Raw genomic sequence first — 22,108 nt, 5'->3', positions numbered from 1 at the left:
GATGATAGTGTGGGGTTTCCCCATGTGAAAGTAGGTCACCGCCAGGCTCTTATTAGATGACCCCATTGTCGCAAGACAGTGGGGTTTTTTATTGTCTGCGATTTATCGCTCGAGGCAATTTACTCTGTGTTTTTACATGAGCTTTATTCTACCCTTTCCCGCTCATCACTCTCTTGAACATACAAGGTAGACCAGTGGTTTTTTTTGGCTTGCTTCTTAGCAAGGCTGGCACGTTCACTTAACTCCTGGATGCTTAGTTGAGTTGCGCTTGTCCAGCGTGTGACTCCTACAGCTAAACCGGTTAAGTGAAAGAAACGCTGCTGGCCTTCGCGGTCTTTGGCGACAATTCCGCCAGCATCTAAGTCTTTTTGGCGATAAAGTGGTTCTCGCCGAGAATCAAACTGATTGAGCAATTGCAGTACCGACGGTTGCCAGCCTTGTCGGGTAAAAATCACTATAAAGTCATCACCACCGAGGTGCCCAATAAAATGTGCATGCCGGCATAAGTGTAACCTTAATAATTCTGCGACAAGTTTGATCATACGGTCGCCTCGTTCATAACCACAAATATCATTAAACGGTTTGAAGTTATTGAGATCAAAGTAGGCAAGATCAAAGCTTTGATTAGCGGCGATTAAGTTATTTAGACTACGTTGTAAGGGGACATTACCGGGTAAAGCTGTTAGTGGGTTTGCATAGCGTGCAAGTTGTAGTTTGTAGTCTGATAACTTGCGCATCACATCTACGGCTAAACCTATACCGTAATAGTGATTATCTTGGGTCACAATGAAAGAGGCATCTAAACCGCTAACAGTATGCTGACTAAGTTTACGACCTATCTCGCTCAAACTGGTATTAACATCAACAATAAGAGGTTTGGTATCCATAAGATCGGCCACAGTTTTTCGTTGATTGAGCGAGTGTCCGTAGGGCCCTGAGTATCTAGATAGTAGCTCTTCACGCTTAAGTAAACCTAAGACTTGTTGATGCTTATTTACCACCGGCAGTGAGTGAATAGACTTGTCTTCTAGCATTGTCTTTAGCAGTTCTTTTGAGGACAGTTCTGGCACAACAGTGCTAGCTATAGTTGCTAAAGAAAGTGCTGTATAGGGTTCGCTGTTAATTGGGGTGGCAGGTGCTGTTTCACGTTGCTTTGGCTTAGAGGTAGGGCGGGCAATATGAAAGCCTTGTAAGTAGGGGATATCTAGGTTTACTAGCTGCTGGTATTGTTCGGCATTTTCAATGCACTCTACGATGACTTGGCTGCCAATTTGTTCTGCTAGGTTAACCATTGCGGTAATCGCTATACCGACTTTGCCATTCTCAAGCAACTGTTCGCAAAAAAAACAATCGAGCTTTAGATATTCGGGGCTGAGTTGTAACCAAGTCTTTATGCCTGCGTAACCTGCGCCAAAATCGTCTAAAGCAAATGAAATCGTCAGTTTACGTAAATCTGATACGCATTCCAGAAGAGCTTCATCTACATAGATGGGAAGGTGCTCGGTGAGCTCAATGACTAATTGACCATTGGCTGGGATGAGTTGCTTAAAGTAGAGTGCGCCGTTCTGCTGGTAAATATACAGTAAAGTATCGGGCGAAAAGTTTATGAATAAATGGCCCTGTATATTCTGCTTATCGAAGCGTTGGCTAGCAAGTTGAGCGCAGAGAAGTTCCAGCTCATGTTGTTGACTCGATTGACGAGCAAACTCAAAAAGCGCTAGAGGCGAGTGAAAGTAGCTATTTGTTGGTCCGCGCGACAGGGCTTCATAACCTAAGGCTTGGTTGTTGTTATGATCCCAAATTGTTTGGAAAGCGGTATTAATGCTTTGTTGTCTAATTAGATCGTTAAACTCCAACTGTAACTGAGCTCGCATCCTGCCGCTTCCTATATTCATTGTTTAAATATGTTTAGCAGTAGTTATTTACAGAAATATGACCGATAGATGAATATTGATTTTTTCTTAAAATTTAGGTGTTTAGCTCTATTTTAGTTGAGTAGTTGCTTAATTTCCCGCATTTGAGCGGTACTTAGAGCTCCATGTTCCATCGCTTTTGCGTTGCTAACAACTTGTTCGACTGTTCTAAAACCGGGTATGGGGAGAGTGTTACTTGAAGAACCCCATATCCATGCGAGCGCGCCTTGAATAAGCGTTCTTCCATTGCTTGTGAGAATAGATTGTATGCCCTCAAGTTTGCTTAAAAGCGCGAGAGAAGCTTTGCCATTGTTGAAGTACTTAAGCCATTCCGGATTGATGTTACGAATATCCTTAGGATCTAAAATAGCTTGCCTATGATATTTTCCAGATAAAAGACCCATAGCTAAGGGACCACGGTTAATTGCCGCCAATTTATGCTCAAAACAGAAGTGAGTAAGCCTCGTGTTTTGGTCTAGTACGTTATTTTGGAACTGTATGGCGGCGCAGTGCTTACCTTGGCTAAACGCTTCAGCACGGTCTAGGTGATCTGTGCTCCAGCCATATCGACGGATCTTGCCCGTTTCTACCAGTTTTTCTAGGCTGAGTAGCACCTCATCTACATGGCTTAAAGGCAAATCATTGAGGTGTAATTGATACACATCGATGTAGTCAGTATTGAGCCGTTTTAAGCTAGCTTCACAGTGCTTGATGATGTTTGATTGTTCATGAAAACTGCCAGTGATTGACTTGCTTGTGGTGTCAAAGTCAACGCCGAATTTTGTGGCTAACACTATCTTTTCGCGCTTACCTTCTAAGGCTTGGCCTAATACCTGCTCGCTATATCCTGCACCGTAAACGGCAGCGGTATCAAAGAAGTTTATTCCCGCATCAATACCTGCATGAATAGCTTTTATTGATACTTTGTCGTCTACTTCGCCCCAGCCGCAGGGGTTGTTGTCGAGATCATAAAACGGCCCGCCAATTGCCCAGCATCCTAAGCCCATTGGGCTGACTTGCCATGGTCCTAACTGTCGCATTTCCATCGTCGCTTCCTTTACTCAGTGAACTAATGTTATCGATTACCGCGCACCCAAGGGCTAACGTGCTGTTGGTAAAAGTTGGCTAAACGTGTGTGTAGCTCGTTACTTAGCGGTGCTTGCTGAGCGTATGTAACATTTTGTTTAATCTGTTGTGGTTTACTGGCCCCAGTTATAACACTGGTAATTTGAGGTTGGTCGAGCAACCAGCGAATGGCGCACTCGGCCATAGGGCGGTTGTCTGGCAACAGAGCCGTAAGCTGTTCTACCAAGCTGAGGGCTTTTTCAAGCGGTAGGCCTGCAAAGGTTTCACCTACATGAAAGGCGGTACCATTTTGGTTGTAATTTCGGTGGTCGCTGTCAGCAAAAGTTCGTTGTGCGGTAACTGCGCCGCTCAACAAGCCGCTGACATAGGGTAAACGCGCAATTACTCCCACATTTTTCTTCTCCGCTAGATTAAGCACTTCGCTTAGTGCATCTTGCCTAAAGATATTAATGATCAGTTGCAAGCTGGTAAGCTGAGGATCGTTCAAGCACAGCTTCGCTTCATCCATCGACTCGACACTGGCCCCGTAATGTTGGATTAAGCCTTGTTGTTTAAAATCTTGTAGCCAAGTAAATACTTCACCATCTTGCATTACTGGGTAAGGAATACAGTGTAGTTGAATTAAGCCGATTGAATCGCCGCCTAGTCGTTGTAAGCTTGATTCTATGCCCTGTTGTAATCCTTGCTTAGTATATTTGTCTGGAAATAAACTGGCATCGCGTCCTACCTTGGTCGCAATGCAAATATCGTTATGCTGTTGGTAGAACTTTCCAAGTATTTGCTCACTTAAGCCAGCACCATATACATCGGCGGTATCGTAAAAGCGCACACCACTTTGGTAGGCTTGATCTAAAATCGCCAACGAGTCTGCCTCGCTAATCGGGCCAAAATCGCCGCCTAACTGCCAACACCCTAATCCTAGCTCGGTGATTGCTAAGCCGCTTTTGCCTAATAGTCTGTTTTGCATAGTGGTATTCCATTTGAATAAAGAGCATTGGGATAGTGTACGTATTTTATTTAGTTTGATAATTCATTATTATTGAAATTAATTGTTCAGGAAATTGGATTAATATGTTTAACGGCGTACTCGATTTTGTCAGGGTAGTAGAAGAGGGAAGCTTTACCGCTGCGGCTGAAAAATTGGTCAGCTCTAAGGCTAGTATTAGTCAGCGAGTGAGTGATTTAGAAACACGCTTAGGTGTACAGCTCTTATATCGCTCTACCCGTAAACTACGTTTAACCGAAGCGGGCGAACGCTACTATCAAAGCTGCCGGCAAGGTTTAGAGTTGTTAGAGGATGGCGCGTTAGCTGCTCAGCAGTTACAGCATCACTTGCAAGGTAAAGTCGTGATTAATTCGTTAGGGGGAATATTTGCCGAGCAGTGGTTGGCGCCTGCTTTGATGGCGTTTCGCCAAGAACACCCAAATATTGATATAGAGCTGGACTTGTCTTCACAACGGGAAGATTTGCTGTCTTCCCCTTTTGATATCGTGTTTAGAATGGGGGCGCTGCCAGATTCCAATTTACAGGTGCGAATACTAAGCCAGCTGAATACCTATGTAGTGGCCAGTCCAAGCTATTTTGAGCGTTATGGCAAGCCGAAGCACCCAGATGAACTAAAGCAGCACCAGTGCGTGTGTGGCACGGTTTCTCAGTGGCCCTTTGTGCAAGGGGAGCAAAAGCTAGTGACTACGGTGAGCGGGCCTTTTTCATGCCCTAATGGTCATGTGCTTAAACAAGCCGCTTTACAAGGTTTAGGCCTTATTCGTACTCACGAGATGTATTTGCGTGAGGCCTTAGCTGAGGGGAGTTTAGAAGCAGTGCTGCAGGATTGGCAAGAGCTTAGCCAACCATTGTGGATGGTGTTTCCTCCTGCTCGTTTTCGTTCCAAACGAGTGAGTATGCTCGCCGACTGGTTAGTGGCTTACGCAGTTGCTCACCCTATTTAGCGAGCGGTAGCGGTCGAGAATACTCCCTGCTAGCTATGCTTAATTACCCTGTTTGCTCTTGGCTTATTGGTTAAATATGTCTAAGTTATTGAGTTGGCATTTCCCCTCAGGTAGAAACGTTACTAGCCACTCGGTGTCTGCCCAGTTTGTCGTGCCGTCGCCATCCGAATCTGTACCTAGCTCGCAGCGATCAAGCTCAATGCCGTTGCGTGTTAAGCTCAGCATGATTGATTGCTGCGAAGGCGATAATAGAAGTTTTGAGGATAGTTTGCGCACTGGCACATTGTCGGCTTCAAGTGAGCCATCAACTAAGATGTTGTAGCTTTCCACCTGCTCCATATCTCGCGCATTAACAACGTATATCGGTACTTTTTCTGTGGTGTAGTCTTTTTCTGGAGCGTTTTCTGCAGAAAATTGGTAAAGGTTTTTGCTGGTATCGCCAAAGGCAAACACTAGTTTTTTTGCAGCGTCTGAAGCAACGATAGTGTCGGAGGCTAGCACCATTTGGCTATTGCTATCGATTAAGCTCATATCTACCGTATAGCTGCTATTTGGATTAGCTATAACATTGATGGGTGACAGCGACGACCCGCCAAATAAGGGACCATCGTAAATGGTTTTGTTCACCACGCCTTCTACTGCGCTATCGTATTGGGCTTTTATTTCTATCGAAGACAGATCTGAATCACTTTTTACGAAGTCGTAGCTGGAGATTTGAAATGAGTCTAATAGAACGACTTGTGAAGGTGAGTCACTGCCTCCTCCACAGCTACTTAACATGGCAATTAACGCAGAAGAAACACAGAGTTTAGAAAACTGCATTATCTAATCCCTCTATAAAATTAATGTGAAATTAATCTACGCCTCATAAATGGCTAACGCAAATACAGTTTTGTAATACAATTATGATTTATGTAACTTGATTGAAATATTAAACTTCTACAGGGAGGCGATAGCCATTAGTGATGGGTTGAAAACTATTTAGTTGCCAGATAGGTTTACAGCTGCAGCCGTCGCAGATTAAGATCGTCAATACCTTGATATTGCAAGACTCAATGATTCTACAGGAAACCTAGATGACAGACTCACCCAGCACCGCTCAGTTAAGCGACGAGCACTATCAGCAGCATACTAAACAGTGGGTCAAAAGTTTTGTGGTTGAGTACAACATTTGCCCTTTTGCTAAGCGTGAAGTAGAGCGGGGAAGTATCCGGTATGCAGTTAATGGCAGTGATGATGTTGAAAACCTGCTGCAGCAATTGATTGCAGAATGCCAACTGCTTGATGAGCAAGCAGACATTGAAACCACCATGTTTATTGTGCCAGCGCTGCAAGACTTTCATGACTATTTGGATATGCTCAACTGGGCAGAGCAGCTCGTTAGCAAGCAGGGTTATGATGGAGTATATCAACTAGCGAGTTTTCATCCTGATTATTGCTTTGCAGGTGAAACAGCAAATGAGCCCAGTAATTATACTAACCGCTCGCCTTATGCCACTTTGCACCTGATTCGTGAGAAAACTATCAGTAGGTTAACTAAACTTCATCCAGACCCTGAAGGGATCCCTGATCGAAATATTCAAGTCACCGAGGATTTGGGGAGTGCAGCGCTTAAACAGTTGTTAGCGAGCTGCAAAAACTGATTTAGAATAAAAACTCTTGTATATCTTTTTGATATTGCTGGGTAAATTATCTATTCTGTGCCGAATAATTTTACAGGAGGTGATATGTCCTTAACTATAACGGCGGCCGAAAAAGCAATTTTGGCGGATTTAACCATTCCACCGCGCCCTCAAGTGTTATTAACTATCACTCAAGAGACCAAAAAAGCTGAGCCAGATGTATCGGTAATTGCCGAAGCCATTGCCAGTGATGTAGGGATCTCTGGTGCAGTATTACAAATTGTTAACTCTGCGGCTTTTCGTCGCCTAAACGAGATTAAATCGATTCACCAAGCGGTGATGACCTTAGGGATTAATCGTGTATTTCCTATTGTTAAGGCAGTGGCTTTAAAGGGAGCTATGCCGGCATCTAAGGTGTTGGACGCATTTTGGTTAGAAGCCAATCTGTTAGCCAGTTGCGCAGCTGCTACCGCAGAAGAACTGGGGTTTGAATCAGCCAAAGATAACGCCTACATGTTAGGGCTGTTCCATCAAGCAGGCGTTCCTGCATTGCTTCAGTCTTTTCCTGAATACGAAAGAATGCTAGCGGAAGCCAATGACATGGGCTGGGGAAAACTGGCGGAACAAGAGCGAATTAGATATGGGACTACCCATGCCACCGTTGCTGCTCTAATTGCCCAGCAATGGAGCTTACCTAAGGTAATGATAGAGGCGATTTATTATCAGCATGATAGTGATGGTTTATTTGGTTCGCAAGAGCTGACTAAGTCGTCTTTATTGATGTTAGCGATTCTAAAAATTGCCCGTATTGTGGCTTACCGTAAGCTAGGTGTGAACAGTGAAGAAGAAGCCTGGCAAGAGAGTTATGACGGCTTATTGGCTTTTCTGAATATGGAAGACCAGCAGTTAGAAGATGTGTTGAATGCAGTGGCTGATACCCAAGCTTAAGCGATAAAAGCTAAACAAAAAGGCTGGCCTAGTGGCTAGCCTTTTTTAGTTTGTGTTGCCTAGAATTTGTAGGCTACATCTACTCCCCAGTTTCTGCCGGGCTGGGTGTAACGGTCTAAACCTTGATAGTCAGAGTCTTTGCCATCTAAATCGGTGTAACTCCAGTACTTTTGGTCGAGAGCGTTAAACAAGCCCGCGCGCAGCACTAAGTCATTTACTGGCTGATAATAAGCCGTTAAATCAAGTAACGCGTAACCAGGTGCGTGGGCATTATCTTCTGCTGCCCAATCACCGTCTTTTTTGGCGGCTACCATGGTAAGGTTTAAGGTGCTTCCCCAAAGATCGTCACTGTGATCGTAACCTAATCCCCACACTGCAGTGAGCGGTGCGACTGAATCAAGCGAGCTGCCGTCTTCTTTGTTTTTACCTTGGGCGTAAGCCACGCTTAAGCGGCTATAGGTGCCTTTAGGCGCACCAAAGGCATCATCTAACCAGTAGTGACCTTTAAACTCCACTCCGTAAATCTCAGCTTCGCCAATATTTTCGTTGACGGTGATACCAGCTGGGTAGCTTGGATCGCTGTAATCGGTTACCGATTGAATAAAGTTAGTGTAGTCGTTAAAGAAACCCACCAGTTCCATGCTAGACGCATCGGTATTTGCCCGTAAACCTAACTCGTAACTTTGGCTCTCTTCTGGCTTAAGGTTGGGGTTAGATAACGTGGCGTAACCATGACCGCTGTTATCAAATGCGTAATAAAGCTCTTGTAAGGTAGGGGCTCTAAAACCTTCACTGTATTGCGCAAAGGTACTGAACTGCTGGTTCCAATGGTAAACCGCGCCTAAACGTTTGGTAAGTGCATCACTGTTATGTTGTTCAAAGCCGCTGCTCGCATCTGGAGTTGCTTGGTAGTCGTCATAACGCAGACCTGCGGTTACCACTAAGCGCTCATCTAGCAAGTACATATGATCTTGAATAAATATACCGCGCTTTTCGGAATCTGCTGCTGGCACCTCTGGGGCTCCTGGGTCAACCGTTCCGGTATCAAAGTAGTGGGTGCGGTAATCTAGCTCAAAGTCACTATTAATGGCAGTTAAACCATAGCTTAGCTCATGGCTACCGTGAGCAAATTCGAGTAATTTATTAAATTGTGCATCAAACTGCACACTACTGTCTTCGCCATTACGCTCGCGGTTGCGACTGCCGTAAAAACCGGTGGTGTCGTAGTTATTGTGCTCAGACTTGCTTTGTTGATGACTTAGCTGCCAAAACACGTCATCAAAGGCGAGATTATTGGCTGTCCAGGTATGATTTAATCCTACGCGGCTGCGGCTATCTTCGTCTTCACTGTTAGCATTGGTATAGGTAAAGCCTGGTGCAATGGTGTAGCCTTCATTGCTCAGTATTTGCCCTTTAGATTGGCGTTGGAACAACTCGGCAACTACACCAAATGTATGCGCTTCATTTAGCTGGTAATTGGCTTTTAATAGCAAGTTATGCGAGTCAAAGTCATAAGGATCGGCTTGACCACGATCTCGGCCATTGATGTCCGCACCAGAAGAGTGGGCTTGGGTTTCGCTGCCATCACGATACGTATAAATAGCTAAGCCTTCCCAGTTTTGGTAACGCTTGGCCAGTTCTAGGGTTGTTTTGTAAGCTTCGTTCGAGCTGTTATAGCCAGCCTTTATCGCTACGTGATTAGCATCGCCTTCGTCTAATACATCTTCAGGATTTTTAGTGCGTAGTAGTACCGCACCACCTAAGGCGTCACTACCATACAAACTAGAGGCCGGGCCTTTGTTAATTTCTACAGCACTTAAGGTATCAATCTCATAGGAGTTTGGTCCCTTGTTCATTACGTCGCCACCAGGGTTGTAGGCTGTTGGTTGCTCAATACCGTCAACCATCAGTTTGATACGGCTACCATCAAGGCCTCGAATGTTAAACCCGCTAGTGCCGTATCTACCTTGGCCTGTTGTGGTAACGCCTGGCTCATAACGTACTACATCGTTTAAATCGTTAGCCATTTGCTTCTCTAGTTGCTCTGAGCTAACAGAACTTACGCTAGATGAAACATCTTTAAGATTTTGCTCAGTACGGGTTGCCGACACGACCACTTCATCAAACATGGTGCTGTTGGAATTAGCCATGGCGACTGGGCTTAAGCTGAGTATTATTGCGTTGGCAATGAGTGTGCGATTGAGTGTTTTCATAAAAACCAGGCTTTGTCCTTATCCTGTAAAGTGTAATTAAAGCGCACTATACATAATACGAATGAGAATTAAAATCATTTGCATTTAATTATAGTTTTATGAATAGGAACTTTGGCTATTTACAGAAAACCACATTGCAATAGTGGTTTAGCGGCCGATTGGGCAATAAATGGTTTTATTAAATGTGTTTAAAGGTGATGGGTTAACTCGTCAATCGCATTGATAGCAATTGTGCTACTTTAAATCTGAGTAGTATTGAGTTGTTAGTGACGTTAAGGAGTGTTTATTTGTTGCTTGGCGGCGCATTGGCGTTTAAACCCAAATAAGGAAGTAAAGTGGTGAACAATAAAAATAGTCTAAGCATACTAATGATTGGCTTAGTGGTTTTACTGCTGAGTGGCTGTAAATCAGTTGGAGTGGGCTCTGGCTTTGAAGAGCGCTTAGTGAGTGTGATAGAAATGCCAACTCGTAGCCTAAGTTTTACTGATGCAGTTGTGTGGTTAGACAGTGCTCAACAAGGAAAGCGTGGGGTACGTTTTTTACAAGGTGAGTATGCGCTGGAAGCCGAAGACGATGATTACTGGTATTTCCATGCCCCGTCAGTGATTGAAATGGGCGTATTGGAAGGCGGCAATGTAGTGGCGGGGAAACGCATGGCGGGAGGGCTAATGTTAGCTAAAAATCCGCAAGCTACGGTTGCTGCGGGCGCTTATCTGGACAGTGAGGCCGAGCGTAAAATTATGGTGTTGAAAATAGGCCGAGATTTTTTAGATTTAAAAGGTAATAAGTGGCTGCTAAGTAATTCTACTGAGTAAATAGCGGGACCGCTAATATCAGCATTCAACGGAGCAACATACTTTCGAGATTGCTCCGCTAATGCAGACTCAGCTTATAACAGTGGCACAGACAATAAGGTATCGTGAGCGGTGATAAACAGTGTTTTTTCATCCGCTGAAAGGGTGCAATTGGCGGTTAACCTACCGGTGCGAATTTTTGCTAGTACCTCTCCTTTAGGGCTAAACAGCCACACGCCACCAGGGCCAGAAGCAAAAATATTACCACTTGAATGCACTACCATGCCATCTGGCAGGCCTTGCTCTCCTTCTACACCAATCAGCGCTTTAGCGTTATAGAACATACGCTTATTTTCAATGCTTCCATCAGCGTTAAGATCGTAGGCTAACCAGCGAGGGTGGGCATCATCAGACACCGCAACATATAAAGTCGTTTCGTCTAAGGACAATGCAATACCGTTTGGAAAATTCACGCTCTTATCCAATAGGCTTACTTCACCATTGCTGTTTAAGCGGTAAATACCTTGGTAGTCAATTTCCTTACGTTGATCATCCATACCGGCATTTAAGCCGTAAGGTGGATCGGTAAAATACAAACTACCGTCACTATGGTAGGCCGCGTCATTAGGGCTATTTAGGCGCTTTTCTTGATAGTGGCTGGCCAAAGTTATAAATTCGCTTTTCGGTGATGTTAGAGGAGCATCCATTATCGCTACTCGGCGATCTCCCTGCTGCAGGAGGACGAGTTGGCCTTCATCGTTAAGCAATAAACCATTAGCGCCCTGACCATAATCACCTTCATATAAACCGCTCGCACCAGACTGCGCCAAATAAACAGAAGTCCCCTGATTCGGCTGGTATTTTATTACCGTGTTGTTGGGGATATCAGAAAACAGTAAATAGTTTTGTTCGGCAATCCAAACAGGGCCTTCTGTCCAGCGGTACCCTTTTCCTCGAATACTAATTTTGGCATCTTCAGCGAGGTAACTAAGAGCTTGCTGGTTGATGATCTCTATCGATCCGGTTGTTTCTAATGCATCTTCAAGTTGAGTATTTTGCTGAGTTGTAGCGCAAGCGCTGACGGTGAGAGTAGCGGCGAGAATAAACGCAGTTCGCATGTTTAGTCCTTTAATCACAGTGAAAATCGTTATCTTTCTACAGGTTATCCAATTAATGAAATTGGTTGTCCATTTTGTAGCCATGCGTTAAATATATCAAGCTGTAATGTTATTTTACTTTTATTAATGAGGCGTTAATTGATTCTATTTGGTTGAACAATTTTTAAGAAGATAGCGTTAAACGTGCTGAAGATGGGAGGAGGCTTGGTTAAGCGGATGCTCTAAGCGAGTTAAGTCGTTGCTTAGAGCTGTGTCAGTTACCGTTAAGTTAAGCTTTTCTGTTTCGCTTCACTCGACTGAACACTAACAATACCAATCCTAAGCTGACTAGCCACCATGTGTTTGGTTCTGGCACTGTAACTGGCGACAATGAACGTCCAGTGATGGTTTGTAGTTGCAAGCTTGCGCTATGATTGTCGGTTTCGAAATTACGGCCAAAAAATTGAATAGACGTAATTTTGTCGGCTTTGCTTTCTGCAAATAGGTTCACATAACCGTATGGTTCGCGTTTGTTGCCGCTTACGCTGGTTGGGCTACCGTAATGTTCGGGTTCTAATACTGCCGCATCTAAAATTTGGTTAGTAACAAAACTTAAGCTTTCAGATTGAGTAGTAATACTGAGTTGATTACCGCTATCTCCTGCGCTCCACCAAAATCCAAAGTATCCCATGGCTTGGTTAAAATCTAAGGTCACTGAACTTTTATTGGGAATAAATAAGTACTTACCTTCACCATAAGCGCCACCATACACACCGAAGTTAACCACTTTTGCAGTACCTTTATCGACGGAGTAATCGCCAAAATCGGTTTGATGACCGTTGTTCAGGCCACTTTTAGCTAAGCTGTCAAAGGTTTCGGTTTGCAAGGTCCCGCCTACCTGCGAGCTCTGAATCCCTGGTGCTTCAATAGTATAAATAATACCTGCGTGGCTGGAGAAGCTAAGCACTGCGGCAATAACAACAAAGCCGATAGTTAACTGGTTTAGTTTGCGACTTTTTGCTGATTTCATGGTGTACCTCGGTAACTTACTAATGGCCGAAATAGGCCTTGTTGAGTAAGTTATATCCAGTTTCGTGCCATGTTTTTTATCTCTAAATTATTCAGCGTGTTAGAAGGTGTACATGAGCTTTCTAAGCGGAGGCATTAGCAGCATTTTCACTTTGCAAAAGGGCGTTTTTAAAGGGGGGAGCTGGGAGGTAGAATGAACAGCGTCTGAATGTTAAGCCAAGTTCGAAAAAGCTATGAATGCGACACTTAACCGGTAAGCATCGCGATGAATTTATTGAACCGCTTTAAGTGACAAAGTGAGTGAGAAGGTCGCTACAATGTCGTCACCACTAATGCTTGGGCAAGTGGCATCGATAGTAACAGCTTGGTTTACACGTTCGCCACTGGCCATGGTTTTCTCAAGCATTTGATCAATCAGTAAACCGTCGGTGCAGGTAAAAATCACATCGGCTTCAGGGCGTTTTAAAAATTTCCCCTCTACTGCTTTAAAAGCCAAAGACACCTTTTTGCCATGTTGTTCAGCTTTTGCAATGGCTAAAAAGCCACCGGCTACATCCGCTCCCACAGCTAAGGTGCCAAAGTACATGCTGTTTAAGTGATTTTTAGTACGGCGCTTAAGTGGGATCTTTACCACTACTTTTTGTTCGTCCATGGCTAAAATCTTGGGGCGGCAGTACCAAATTAACGGAACCTTAAACATGCCAAACAAGCTGAGCATTAGGTTGGCCTTGCGAATACTGGGAAGCATAACTATTCCTTAGTTAAGAGGTCTTACCAGTAGAGCTTGTTGTTAACAAAAAGTCAACATTTGGTGCTTTTTAGTTTAAAAATCAGACCAACCTGCGCCAACTATAAAGTGAACGGTAGTGTCCTCTGGGCCGCGAGCGACATCAATACCCGTGCGTAAGTTAAAACGTCTTGCCATTAAGTAACGAAAGCCAATGCCTTTAGCATAGCGGTTGGGGGTATCTCCTAAGTGTTGATCAGCATTAAAGGCTTGGCCTAGACCGCCAAATACTACCCCAGACCAGCGCGCACCAAAGTCGTAGCGCAGCTCTCCCTGTAAGGTTGCCATGCGCTCTCCTTGATAGCGCATGGCTGGAATACCGCGCATATCAATAAAGGGCAGGGCATAATACGGTGTATCACCATGGGCACTCGATGCCGAAAGCCTCGCTGAACCTTGAAATTTGCCACCTAAATAGCTAAAGCCAGAAAACTCGCCAGAGGCAATAGCGTAGTCTTTATCTCCACCAAAGTAATCGGCATGCTTGGCGTAACTCACGTTGCCATATAAGCCTTGGTTGGGGCTAAAAGAGTTGTCGCGTGTATCATAGTTAAGCAATAAGGCTAAGCCGCCATCTTTCATGCTTAACTGTGGTTTTAAGTAATCAGGTAAGTCACCGATAGAGAATTCACTATCACTGTCTAAATACGAGTATTTTGCACCCGCAAACCAAGGGCTATCACCTAAACGAAAACGGATTTGTTGAAGTAAATAAGTGCCTTTAAGGTTCACTCTAATCGGTATATCGCCAATAATCCCATCACTCGGTAAGCGAAAGCTGTCGATATTGGCATCTACCCCAGCGATAGCGCCAATGTAACGAATAGTGTCTTGTTTCCATATACCCATGTGAAAAGCGCCAGCGCCGCGTGTGCCGTTCTCTGTGGCTAAGCCAAGTAAACCTGAAACGCTGGGAGTTAGTTTGAGAGGGGCATTGGGATCTTCATCTTCAACGAGATTGTTTTGGCGCTCTTCATTCTCATGAAAAAATGCCAAAACCAAGCCGCCACCGTAACCCACCGCTGGGTCGGTAATAATGATAGGCACCGGTAAAAAGCCCACAGCATTGTCCATTAACCATTGGCTGGCATCCATTCTTCCGTCGGTGGGATCAACAAACTGCTCGAAAAAATCGGCGTGAGCGTTGCCCATTGAGAACAACAAAGGTACGGAGCTAAGTATTGCGGGTAGGCGCATATTTCATTCCTTGAAATAGTGAGCGTTTCACTGAAAACAGTTAGGTAGAGTGTAGCGAGATGAAAGCTAAAGCGATAGCGTAAATTAGTGCTAGGGTTTGCAGGCCTGAAACGAAAAAAGCCTGCATAAATGCAGGCTTTTTAAAGGTGGTGCCCGGAGGCGGAATCGAACCACCGACACGAGGATTTTCAATCCTCTGCTCTACCGACTGAGCTATCCGGGCGACGGGCGCTATTAAACGAATTTTACCGGTTTAAGTCAACCGAAAATGGTAAAAAAAATGAAATAATCGGGCATCGGCTAAATGCCGTACAACAACTGCTAAAAGATTAAACAAAAAGGCGGCCTAGGCCGCCTTTGTTTAGTTTGGATACGTAAGTGATGGGTAATCACTGCTCTCTTAGCGGACATTGGGTAAATGCCTTTTAGAGTGGGCTTAACATGCTGAGTGAGCGTGTTAGTCACAAGCAAGCGGGTAAGCTTGCTGTTGTTCCCTTGTATTTTTCACTGTGATTAGTGTAATTAAATATAGGGGGCGAGTGTTTGCTAAGATTGTTGGTATACAACCTTATTGAGCAACAACTGTTGTTTATTTTCCGATAATCAGGTGAAATAAACCTCAAGTTTAATAGAAGTTAATGATGAGGTGTTAAATGCGCTTAGATCGCACCGACAAAAAGATTTTGGACCTGATGCAAAAAAACGGTCGGATTAGTAATCTTGAGTTGGCGGAGCAAATAGGTTTATCACCTTCGCCTTGTTCAAGGCGAGTAAAAGCCCTTGAAGATGCTGGGCTTATAGCCAAGCACGTTACTCTGCTCAATGAAAAGAAGCTTAATTTAAACCTTACTGCTTACATTCATATCTCTATGGATAGGCATACACCAGAGCGCTTCGAAAACTTTCAAAAGATCATTAGTGCTTACGAAGAAGTGATGGAATGTGTATTGGTTACCGGTACTGATGCAGATTATCAGCTAAAAGTTGTGGTACCGGATATGGATCATTACCAAGCCTTTTTACTGGGTAAACTGACTCGTATAGACGGAGTAACAGGGGTGCGTTCAAGCTTTGTATTACAGCAAGTCTTAAACAATACCGCATTGCCTTTATCGCACATAAAATAAAAGCGCCAGAAGCGCTTTTATATTTTTGTTTGTTTAGCTTAGCCTTGTTGGCGTTTTAGAAAGGCTTGGCGGCAGCCATCATAGTTGGCGATGAGAATATCGCTCTCAGCTTTTTCATAAGGCAGTAAGCTGCCTAGTACCATGCGTTTTTGACCCGTGCCAATGGTTTCGCCCGCTTCACTAATCACAAACTTAAGTATAGCAACACCGCGTTTACCGTTAGGGATAAATTCACCGCCAGCAAATTCAAGTTGAGGGGAACAAGTGGGTAAGCGTTCAAAATGTAAACTCATGTTCTCGTATATGACTAAAGGGCGTTTACGGTTGAGCATTAGGCCTTGTTCTTCCAGTAGAGGCACCAGAATATGCGGGAAATTTTGGCCAGAAAAGCGCACGTAATCTTTAATTAAGTCACCAATAATGGCTTGGTCTTTTAAGTTGTCACCGCTGCGGGTGAGCTGCAGGTATTCTTTATCGTTCTGGTCGACGAGCTGACAAGCATTTTGTTGCTGCTTAATGCTTAGTGGAACACCATCTGTCACCATCCCTGCAAAGGTAAACTGCATATCTTGGTTAAGACCTAGTTCACTTAGCATAACTGAAAACAATAAGTCGCCCGGCACACAAAAGCGTGACGAGTCTGCATCGTGAATGGCGTTGAAGTCGTTCGCGACTCCTTTGGCGAAGTCACAGGCTTGTTGTCGACTAAAAACAAACTGTTGATCTTCACGGCTAAAATATTGGCTTAAATTCATATTCGATTCACTTGCTTAACTCGGCGACCGGCGATTTTAGCAAAATTTACTCATAGGGTGGTCATATCAGTATAAAAGTTTTTTTTTATTTTTTTCATCGCTGAATATTCTGCACTAATTTTTAGCACTTTTAGTAAGCATTTCTTTTCATTCATTTAATTAAATTTATCCACAAGGAGATAAAATTATAAATTGAGTCTTTTGTCAAAAAAAGGCTTTTCAAGACCCTCTTTCTGCCCTACCTTTACACAGTAACCACATTAAAAGGGTGGTGTTCGGGGGGCGTTTTTACCTCGATGATAATTTCAAACTATCAGGGAAGAGAGCGAGCAAGGTATGGCAAAGAAGTCACGCTATTGGGGAACGCTAGTATTGGGTGCAGTCATTGTATTGGTCAGTGGGGCTACTACTTGGGTGGCGCTATTTGATAAAAATGCGCCTGCTTTCCAATTAAGTTTCGTGTTTCATCGCCCTGATGGCAGCACTACGCTTAATGTTGATTGCGAGAACCTCCGTTATTCGCTACGCCAAACCTTTAACGACCAAATTGCTACCAGTGAATCAGTACAGCAGCTTTCTATGTTGGTCTGTTCTGACATTTATGCGCTATTAACTCAAGTTCCCAAGCAAATTGCTTCGCCTAATTGGGGTGAGCAGGGCAACGAAAAGCTGATTCAATGGACTCAAGGGCAAGATGTGTGGATGTGGCGCTGGCAAGGTAAGTATGAGCCTGCTTTACGCCCAGTATTCACCGAGCTAGATGGTTTAATACAGCGAATGCCTGATTCGGCTTTTGCGGGAGGTACCAGCCTTAGCCCTCAGTTCCGCTAGCTTTAACTAAGGATAAGGTATTGTCTTTTAAGCCATTTAAATACGGTAATAAAGCACAGGCTAGCTTGGCAGAATCGTGACGCACTATGTCACTGTCTTCATCAATTAAATCTGCGTAAATCACTTGATACTTCTGTTGAAGAGTACTCAAATCTTCAACGTCTACTACTTGCGCGCGTTCTAAATTGTAGCTAGCGATCATCTCATCGCTGGGAATGTGGTTGTTTACTACTATGGCGTCAAGTGAGCGGCCAAGGTAATGCTCTAAGTCAGAGATAAAGTGCTCTAAATTATAGCCATCGGTTTCGCCAAACTTAGTCATGATATTACTCACGTACACCAGCTTTGCTTTGCTGTTTACAATGGCTTGTTTTACTCCGGGTACTAATAAATTAGGGATAATACTGGTAAATAGATCGCCCGGGCCTAATACAATTGCTTCAACCGTATTGATGCGCTCAATAACCGGAGGATATACGCGAACTTGTTCCGCGTGATGGGGCACTAAAAATACATTGGCGATTTTTTCGCGCTGGTCACCACGGGGTAAATCGATAGCGCTTTCACCAAAAATACGCTCGCCGCTCGTTAGCTCTGCGACCAACGTGGACTTATCAATGGTAACGGGCAGAATCTCGCCTTCAACATCTAGCATTTGGGCTAAACCTTGAATGCCTTCAGAAAACGAACCACTGTATTGAGACAACATGGTTAACAACATATTGCCAGCACTGTGGCCTGATAAGCGTTTACCTTTGGTAAAGCGTTTTAAAAGGAGTTTACGGGCGAGCTCTCGGTAGGGAGAAAGTGCTAATACGCACTTAAGAATATCGCCTGGAGGCAGTATGCCTAGCTCATCGCGTAAGCGCCCTGTGCTGCCACCGCTATCGGTCATTGATACTATGGCGCTAATCGCCAGGTGATCTGCATCTCTCAGTGCCGACAGCAGTACAAAGTGGCCACTGCCGCCGCCAATAGTGGCAATGGACAAAGGGCGATGTGGAAAATTAGGTGTCACTATCTACTCCGAGATCTTGGGCGCAATCCAATTTGCTACTAGGTAGCCTAATTGAGTTTAGTACACTAAACAAAGGCGTTTAACTTGGCAATGATATTTCTGTCATAGTCTTGCAATCAAAGCGTCACTTTTTGGTCAAATATCCCTCTTAGATTAGCCTTAACAAGGATAGTTTGGCGAATCGTATGGCTACTAAACAGATCTATCAAAGCTTATGGCTTTCAGATATTCACCTTGGTTGTAAAGACTGCAAAGCAGAAATGCTGCTGCAACTGTTACAACAAACTAAAGCGAAACGTATCTTCTTAGTGGGAGATATTGTGGATGTTTGGGCGCTTAAGCGCAGAGTTTATTGGCCTGAATCTCACAATCAAGTGTTGCAGCACTTAATGAACTTAGCCAAAAGCGCGTGTGAAGTGGTGTATATACCCGGTAATCATGATCAATTGTTTAAGGCATACGACGGTATGGATCTCGCCGACGTGACAGTGAGCAAGCAGTATTTGTACACCAGCATCACAGGTAAGCAGATATTGATGGTGCACGGTGACCAATTTGATGAAGAAGTATGCTTCGGTCGCTTTTACGCTAAGTTAGGCGATCATCTCTACGATTTCTTATTGTTCCTTAATCGCTCTTCGAGCAAAATTCGTCACGCCATGGGGTATCCCTACTGGTCGTTAGCCGGTTACATCAAAAGCAAAATTGCTAAAGCCACTGAAGCTATCGCTCGTTACCGTGATGCCGTGGTGAATGAGGCCGTTAAGCAAGGCGTAGATGTGGTAATTTGCGGCCATATTCATCACCCTGAGTTAAGCCTTCAAAAGGGAGTGGTATACGCCAACGACGGCGATTGGATAGAAAACTGTACCCTGTTATGTGAAACCATGGATGGTCAGTTACAGTTACGCCGTTGGGACGACCGATTAAAAACCACTGTGGAGTTGGTGGCTGTTGCCTTGGCTGAGCCGCAAGCACAAGCCTTAAGTGCTGAAAAAGTAGCTTAATTGATTATTTAATTGGCAGTTGAGCGCTTTGTGCAATTTTTTTTGCTTTGAGCGTTGACAAGCACCATGAAAATCCGTTTAATAGCGCTCGCTCGATACAGCGTATCAGCAGTACCAACAGTGTGCCGATTTAGCTCAGTTGGTAGAGCAACTGACTTGTAATCAGTAGGTCGCCAGTTCGACTCCGGCAATCGGCACCATCCATTTAGAGCCTCGTCTTATGACGAGGCTTTTTCGTTTCTGGCGTTTTAGTTTTGATCTTCACTTCGTCATTTGGCATTTGTTAAGCGGTGGTTTATGCTCGCAAGACTTGATGATGGTTAATAGGAAGCCCGATGCTAAAGGCGCTTAAAGAATTGCTGCAAGCCACAATTGATGGCTCTGCAGATGAAAATGCCCCCAATGTAGAGTTAGCTGCTACCATTTTGTTGGTGCAGCTAAGCCAAAGTGATAATCAACAAAGCAATAGTGAATCTGCGGTGATTATGCGCAAGATAAAACGCTTGTTTGAGTTAACAGACAAAGAAGCGGAGAACTTGTTTATTCAAGCGCAGACCCAAGCTACTCAGGCCATTTCGGTATTCGACTTTACCCGCCACGTAAAAGAACTTGATTACCAACAGCGCTATTTGTTTACCGAAGCACTGTGGAAAGTCGCATACGCCGATGGGGTGATTGACCCTCAAGAAGAAGCGCTCATCCGCCAAGTGTCAGATTTAATCTACTTAAGCCACAGTGACTATCTCAAAGCTAAAATGTCGGCTCAGCCCTCTTAAATTAGCGCTGGTGGCTGGCTACAGTTTGGTGTAGTTGGCTGGCCATATCCTGTAATTGGTTGGCGATGCCAGTGAGCTGTTCGGTATTGTCCAGCAGCGCAGAGCTGCTTTTGGAGTTGTGCTGACTAAAATCTGATACCTGCGAACTCACATTAATAATTTCTGCCACTGTTACCGCTTGCTGCTGCATCACTTGAGCCATTTGACCTACGCCTTCTGAAATATCTTTTACCAGGGTAATAATGTTATGCAGAATTTGGCCGCTTTGTTCCACTACTTGGTGACCTTGTTGCACATCAGCGGAACAGGTTTCTAATAAACTGCGGATTTGCTGAGTTGACTGACTACTGCGCAGGCTTAGCTCTCTTACTTGGTCGGCTACCACCGAAAACCCACGCCCTTGCTCGCCAGCTCGGGCTGCTTCTATCGCAGCGTTTAACGCCAATAGGTTGGTTTGATTGGCAATGTCGCTAATAATGTCGGTTACGCTGTTTATTTGTTGATTACTACTGAGGATTTTTTGCATCGAATGCTCGGTTTGGCTAATCGCTTGAGCGCTTTCCTCTGCGTTCCCAGATGCTTGCTGAGAAAGCCCTAATAACTGCTCGGTCGCTTGATTAGCTTGCGCTAATACTTTTTCCATTTGAGACAGGTTTTGGTTTATCTGGCTAATAGATTGATGTTGATCAGCCGAACTTTGGGCAATTTGAGCGGCTTTATTGTTCATTTCCTGCACTGTACTCGACATATCCGTAGCCGAACTTACCAACTGGGTAGAGCTATCGCTGGCGTGTTCCACCACTTGTTGTAATTGGTGCTTAGAATGTTCAGAGGCTTGGGCGATATTCTGGTTGGTCAGCTGGGCTTGTTTGGCTTGTTGATAGGCCTGATCGCGCAAACGTAATGCATAGTTTTGGCCTATCCACAGTAATAACAGCGGTAATAGAAAGCCTGAGAATAACTCAATGGTCATCGCCTTTTCAGGCAATTGCATCTGCGGAAAGCTCGCCCCGTTAAAATGAGCAAGCAACATCGCCAAACCTAAACAGAATAATATGGCTGTCCATACATTGCCCCATAAGCGGTTTGTGGCAAGGTAGCTCAGTAGAGAGAGGGTGGGTAGCCAATACAAGTGGGGAGAATCAAGCAAGCCACCCGATTGATAGATGATATTCATGGCATGCAATACCATCCCACTTAAGGCCAAATTGCCTACCAGCAAATAGTGCCAGCCTGCGCGCAATAAACCACTTGCCACAAGGGCGATAACAATCAACGCCAAAGAGCTAAATATCAGCGCTTGGTGCTCATATTTCTGCCATTTAAAGGCGCTGTAAATACCGACCAATAAACCAAAAAATAAGTAAAACAACAGAGTCTTAATCGCTTGCTGTTGATCCTCGGCAATATCGCTGCGCGGTTTAAAGATATGTCCGTATATCTCAACTGGGTTTAGCATAATTGGGCTCTTAGTGTAGTGAGTGAGGTAAAACAGGTCTGTCCACTTAGCGATACTGAAAGTGCATTAACAAAAACGCAACATGCATAGAGGTGAAATGTGCGTGAGTTAAAAAATATACAGCTAGCCTGCTGTTTGAATTTTTTTGACTGAATTTTCAGCGTTTTTACTGATTTTGAACAGAAAGTGTTGCTTCTTTGTCCACTTAAACAAAAGCACGAGATAAGCCCTTTACCTTTAAACTGGCTTATGTATAATTCGTTTCCGTTGCAGGGGCGTAGTTCCAATGGCAGAACGTCGGATTCCAAATCCGAATGTTGGGAGTTCGAATCTCTCCGCCCCTGCCAAATTTTAAAGGCCAGCTTATTAGCTGGCCTTTTTCATATCTGCTATTCGCTGCTTTTTCTGATCTGTTTGCTTATTGTGTTTAGGGGGGGGTCAGGTTGCTTAAGCATAAAGTCTAACTATTCCCTGCATACTCTCCATCGTACTGGTTGAT

20 protein-coding genes and 3 tRNA genes are annotated in these 22,108 nt (G+C 44.3%); 10 read left to right on the top strand and 13 right to left on the bottom strand.

What is annotated here, in order from left to right; all coding sequences use genetic code 11:
• Nucleotides 1-143: 143 nt before the first annotated feature.
• From Q4549_RS07045 to Q4549_RS07035, 3 genes are all read right to left on the bottom strand, one after another.
• The gene (locus tag Q4549_RS07045; protein ID WP_303550567.1) at nt 144-1,874 is read right to left on the bottom strand and encodes a GGDEF domain-containing protein; all 1,731 of its coding nucleotides are present in this window, start codon (nt 1,872-1,874) and stop codon (nt 144-146) included.
• Nucleotides 1,875-1,987: 113 nt separating this feature from the next.
• The gene (locus Q4549_RS07040) at nt 1,988-2,959 is read right to left on the bottom strand and encodes an aldo/keto reductase (protein WP_303550564.1); all 972 of its coding nucleotides are present in this window, start codon (nt 2,957-2,959) and stop codon (nt 1,988-1,990) included.
• Nucleotides 2,960-2,988: 29 nt separating this feature from the next.
• Nucleotides 2,989-3,966 carry an aldo/keto reductase gene (locus Q4549_RS07035; protein ID WP_303550561.1) on the bottom strand — a complete coding sequence of 326 codons (978 nt, stop codon included), beginning with the start codon at nt 3,964-3,966 and terminating at the stop codon, nt 2,989-2,991.
• Between the two features lie 104 nt (nt 3,967-4,070).
• Between Q4549_RS07035 and Q4549_RS07030 the strand changes: the two genes are divergently transcribed.
• On the top strand, nt 4,071-4,949 hold the full coding sequence (locus tag Q4549_RS07030) for a LysR family transcriptional regulator (protein ID WP_303550558.1): 879 nt from the start codon (nt 4,071-4,073) through the stop codon (nt 4,947-4,949).
• A gap of 63 nt (nt 4,950-5,012) precedes the next feature.
• Here Q4549_RS07030 and Q4549_RS07025 read toward each other — a convergent pair whose 3' ends face one another.
• Nucleotides 5,013-5,771, bottom strand: coding sequence for a hypothetical protein (locus Q4549_RS07025; RefSeq protein WP_303550555.1), 759 nt, complete (start codon nt 5,769-5,771; stop codon nt 5,013-5,015).
• Between the two features lie 254 nt (nt 5,772-6,025).
• Here Q4549_RS07025 and Q4549_RS07020 point away from each other — a divergent pair, with 254 nt between their 5' ends.
• A complete protein-coding gene (locus Q4549_RS07020; RefSeq protein WP_303550553.1) occupies nt 6,026-6,592 on the top strand; it encodes a DUF1415 domain-containing protein in 567 nt (188 codons plus the stop codon).
• Between the two features lie 84 nt (nt 6,593-6,676).
• Nucleotides 6,677-7,519 carry an HDOD domain-containing protein gene (locus Q4549_RS07015; protein WP_303510274.1) on the top strand — a complete coding sequence of 281 codons (843 nt, stop codon included), beginning with the start codon at nt 6,677-6,679 and terminating at the stop codon, nt 7,517-7,519.
• Between the two features lie 59 nt (nt 7,520-7,578).
• Here Q4549_RS07015 and Q4549_RS07010 read toward each other — a convergent pair whose 3' ends face one another.
• On the bottom strand, nt 7,579-9,732 hold the full coding sequence (locus Q4549_RS07010; RefSeq protein WP_303550550.1) for a TonB-dependent hemoglobin/transferrin/lactoferrin family receptor: 2,154 nt from the start codon (nt 9,730-9,732) through the stop codon (nt 7,579-7,581).
• Between the two features lie 338 nt (nt 9,733-10,070).
• On the opposite strand from Q4549_RS07010, the gene Q4549_RS07005 reads away from it, so the two are divergent.
• A complete protein-coding gene (locus Q4549_RS07005; RefSeq protein ID WP_303550547.1) occupies nt 10,071-10,547 on the top strand; it encodes a hypothetical protein in 477 nt (158 codons plus the stop codon).
• A 74-nt stretch (nt 10,548-10,621) separates the two neighbouring features.
• Here the strand turns inward: Q4549_RS07005 and Q4549_RS07000 are convergent, their stop codons facing one another.
• The 5 genes from Q4549_RS07000 to Q4549_RS06980 form a co-directional block, all read right to left on the bottom strand.
• Nucleotides 10,622-11,644: an SMP-30/gluconolactonase/LRE family protein gene (locus Q4549_RS07000; protein WP_303550544.1), complete on the bottom strand. Its 1,023-nt coding sequence runs from the start codon at nt 11,642-11,644 to the stop codon at nt 10,622-10,624.
• 268 nt (nt 11,645-11,912) lie between these two features.
• A complete protein-coding gene (locus tag Q4549_RS06995) occupies nt 11,913-12,653 on the bottom strand; it encodes a PEP-CTERM sorting domain-containing protein (protein WP_303550542.1) in 741 nt (246 codons plus the stop codon).
• Nucleotides 12,654-12,923: 270 nt separating this feature from the next.
• Nucleotides 12,924-13,400: a PaaI family thioesterase gene (locus tag Q4549_RS06990; RefSeq protein ID WP_137671911.1), complete on the bottom strand. Its 477-nt coding sequence runs from the start codon at nt 13,398-13,400 to the stop codon at nt 12,924-12,926.
• Between the two features lie 75 nt (nt 13,401-13,475).
• Nucleotides 13,476-14,636, bottom strand: coding sequence for a glyceraldehyde-3-phosphate dehydrogenase (locus tag Q4549_RS06985; protein ID WP_303550539.1), 1,161 nt, complete (start codon nt 14,634-14,636; stop codon nt 13,476-13,478).
• A gap of 147 nt (nt 14,637-14,783) precedes the next feature.
• A tRNA-Phe gene (locus Q4549_RS06980) sits at nt 14,784-14,859 on the bottom strand.
• A gap of 430 nt (nt 14,860-15,289) precedes the next feature.
• On the opposite strand from Q4549_RS06980, the gene Q4549_RS06975 reads away from it, so the two are divergent.
• Nucleotides 15,290-15,763 carry an Lrp/AsnC family transcriptional regulator gene (locus Q4549_RS06975; RefSeq protein ID WP_303510280.1) on the top strand — a complete coding sequence of 158 codons (474 nt, stop codon included), beginning with the start codon at nt 15,290-15,292 and terminating at the stop codon, nt 15,761-15,763.
• Between the two features lie 38 nt (nt 15,764-15,801).
• Here Q4549_RS06975 and Q4549_RS06970 read toward each other — a convergent pair whose 3' ends face one another.
• On the bottom strand, nt 15,802-16,518 hold the full coding sequence (locus tag Q4549_RS06970; protein WP_303510281.1) for a DUF3581 family protein: 717 nt from the start codon (nt 16,516-16,518) through the stop codon (nt 15,802-15,804).
• 336 nt (nt 16,519-16,854) lie between these two features.
• Here Q4549_RS06970 and Q4549_RS06965 point away from each other — a divergent pair, with 336 nt between their 5' ends.
• Complete coding sequence (locus Q4549_RS06965; RefSeq protein ID WP_303550537.1) at nt 16,855-17,349, top strand: hypothetical protein; 495 nt, start codon at nt 16,855-16,857, stop codon at nt 17,347-17,349.
• On the opposite strand, the gene yvcK is transcribed toward Q4549_RS06965, so the two are convergent.
• Nucleotides 17,330-18,367 (bottom strand): gluconeogenesis factor YvcK family protein, encoded by a 1,038-nt coding sequence (yvcK, locus tag Q4549_RS06960; RefSeq protein ID WP_161985075.1) that lies wholly within the window; start codon nt 18,365-18,367, stop codon nt 17,330-17,332. The genes Q4549_RS06965 and yvcK overlap by 20 nt on opposite strands.
• Nucleotides 18,368-18,552: 185 nt before the next feature.
• On the opposite strand from yvcK, the gene Q4549_RS06955 reads away from it, so the two are divergent.
• From Q4549_RS06955 to Q4549_RS06945, 3 genes are all read left to right on the top strand, one after another.
• Nucleotides 18,553-19,374 carry a UDP-2,3-diacylglucosamine diphosphatase gene (locus Q4549_RS06955; protein WP_303550535.1) on the top strand — a complete coding sequence of 274 codons (822 nt, stop codon included), beginning with the start codon at nt 18,553-18,555 and terminating at the stop codon, nt 19,372-19,374.
• A 124-nt stretch (nt 19,375-19,498) separates the two neighbouring features.
• A tRNA-Thr gene (locus Q4549_RS06950) sits at nt 19,499-19,574 on the top strand.
• A gap of 135 nt (nt 19,575-19,709) precedes the next feature.
• Complete coding sequence (locus Q4549_RS06945; RefSeq protein WP_303510287.1) at nt 19,710-20,150, top strand: TerB family tellurite resistance protein; 441 nt, start codon at nt 19,710-19,712, stop codon at nt 20,148-20,150.
• A gap of 1 nt (nt 20,151) precedes the next feature.
• Here Q4549_RS06945 and Q4549_RS06940 read toward each other — a convergent pair whose 3' ends face one another.
• Nucleotides 20,152-21,609 carry a methyl-accepting chemotaxis protein gene (locus Q4549_RS06940; RefSeq protein ID WP_303550532.1) on the bottom strand — a complete coding sequence of 486 codons (1,458 nt, stop codon included), beginning with the start codon at nt 21,607-21,609 and terminating at the stop codon, nt 20,152-20,154.
• A 271-nt stretch (nt 21,610-21,880) separates the two neighbouring features.
• On the opposite strand from Q4549_RS06940, the gene Q4549_RS06935 reads away from it, so the two are divergent.
• Nucleotides 21,881-21,956: transfer RNA gene (locus Q4549_RS06935), tRNA-Trp, on the top strand.
• Nucleotides 21,957-22,108 lie beyond the last annotated feature (152 nt).

It is taken from the genome of Agarivorans sp. 2_MG-2023 (genome assembly GCF_030548085.1).
In the GTDB taxonomy this organism is placed as follows: Bacteria; Pseudomonadota; Gammaproteobacteria; order Enterobacterales; family Celerinatantimonadaceae; genus Agarivorans.
Note: the sequence above shows the minus strand (reverse complement) of the source record. Positions and strands in the feature narration are given on the sequence as shown.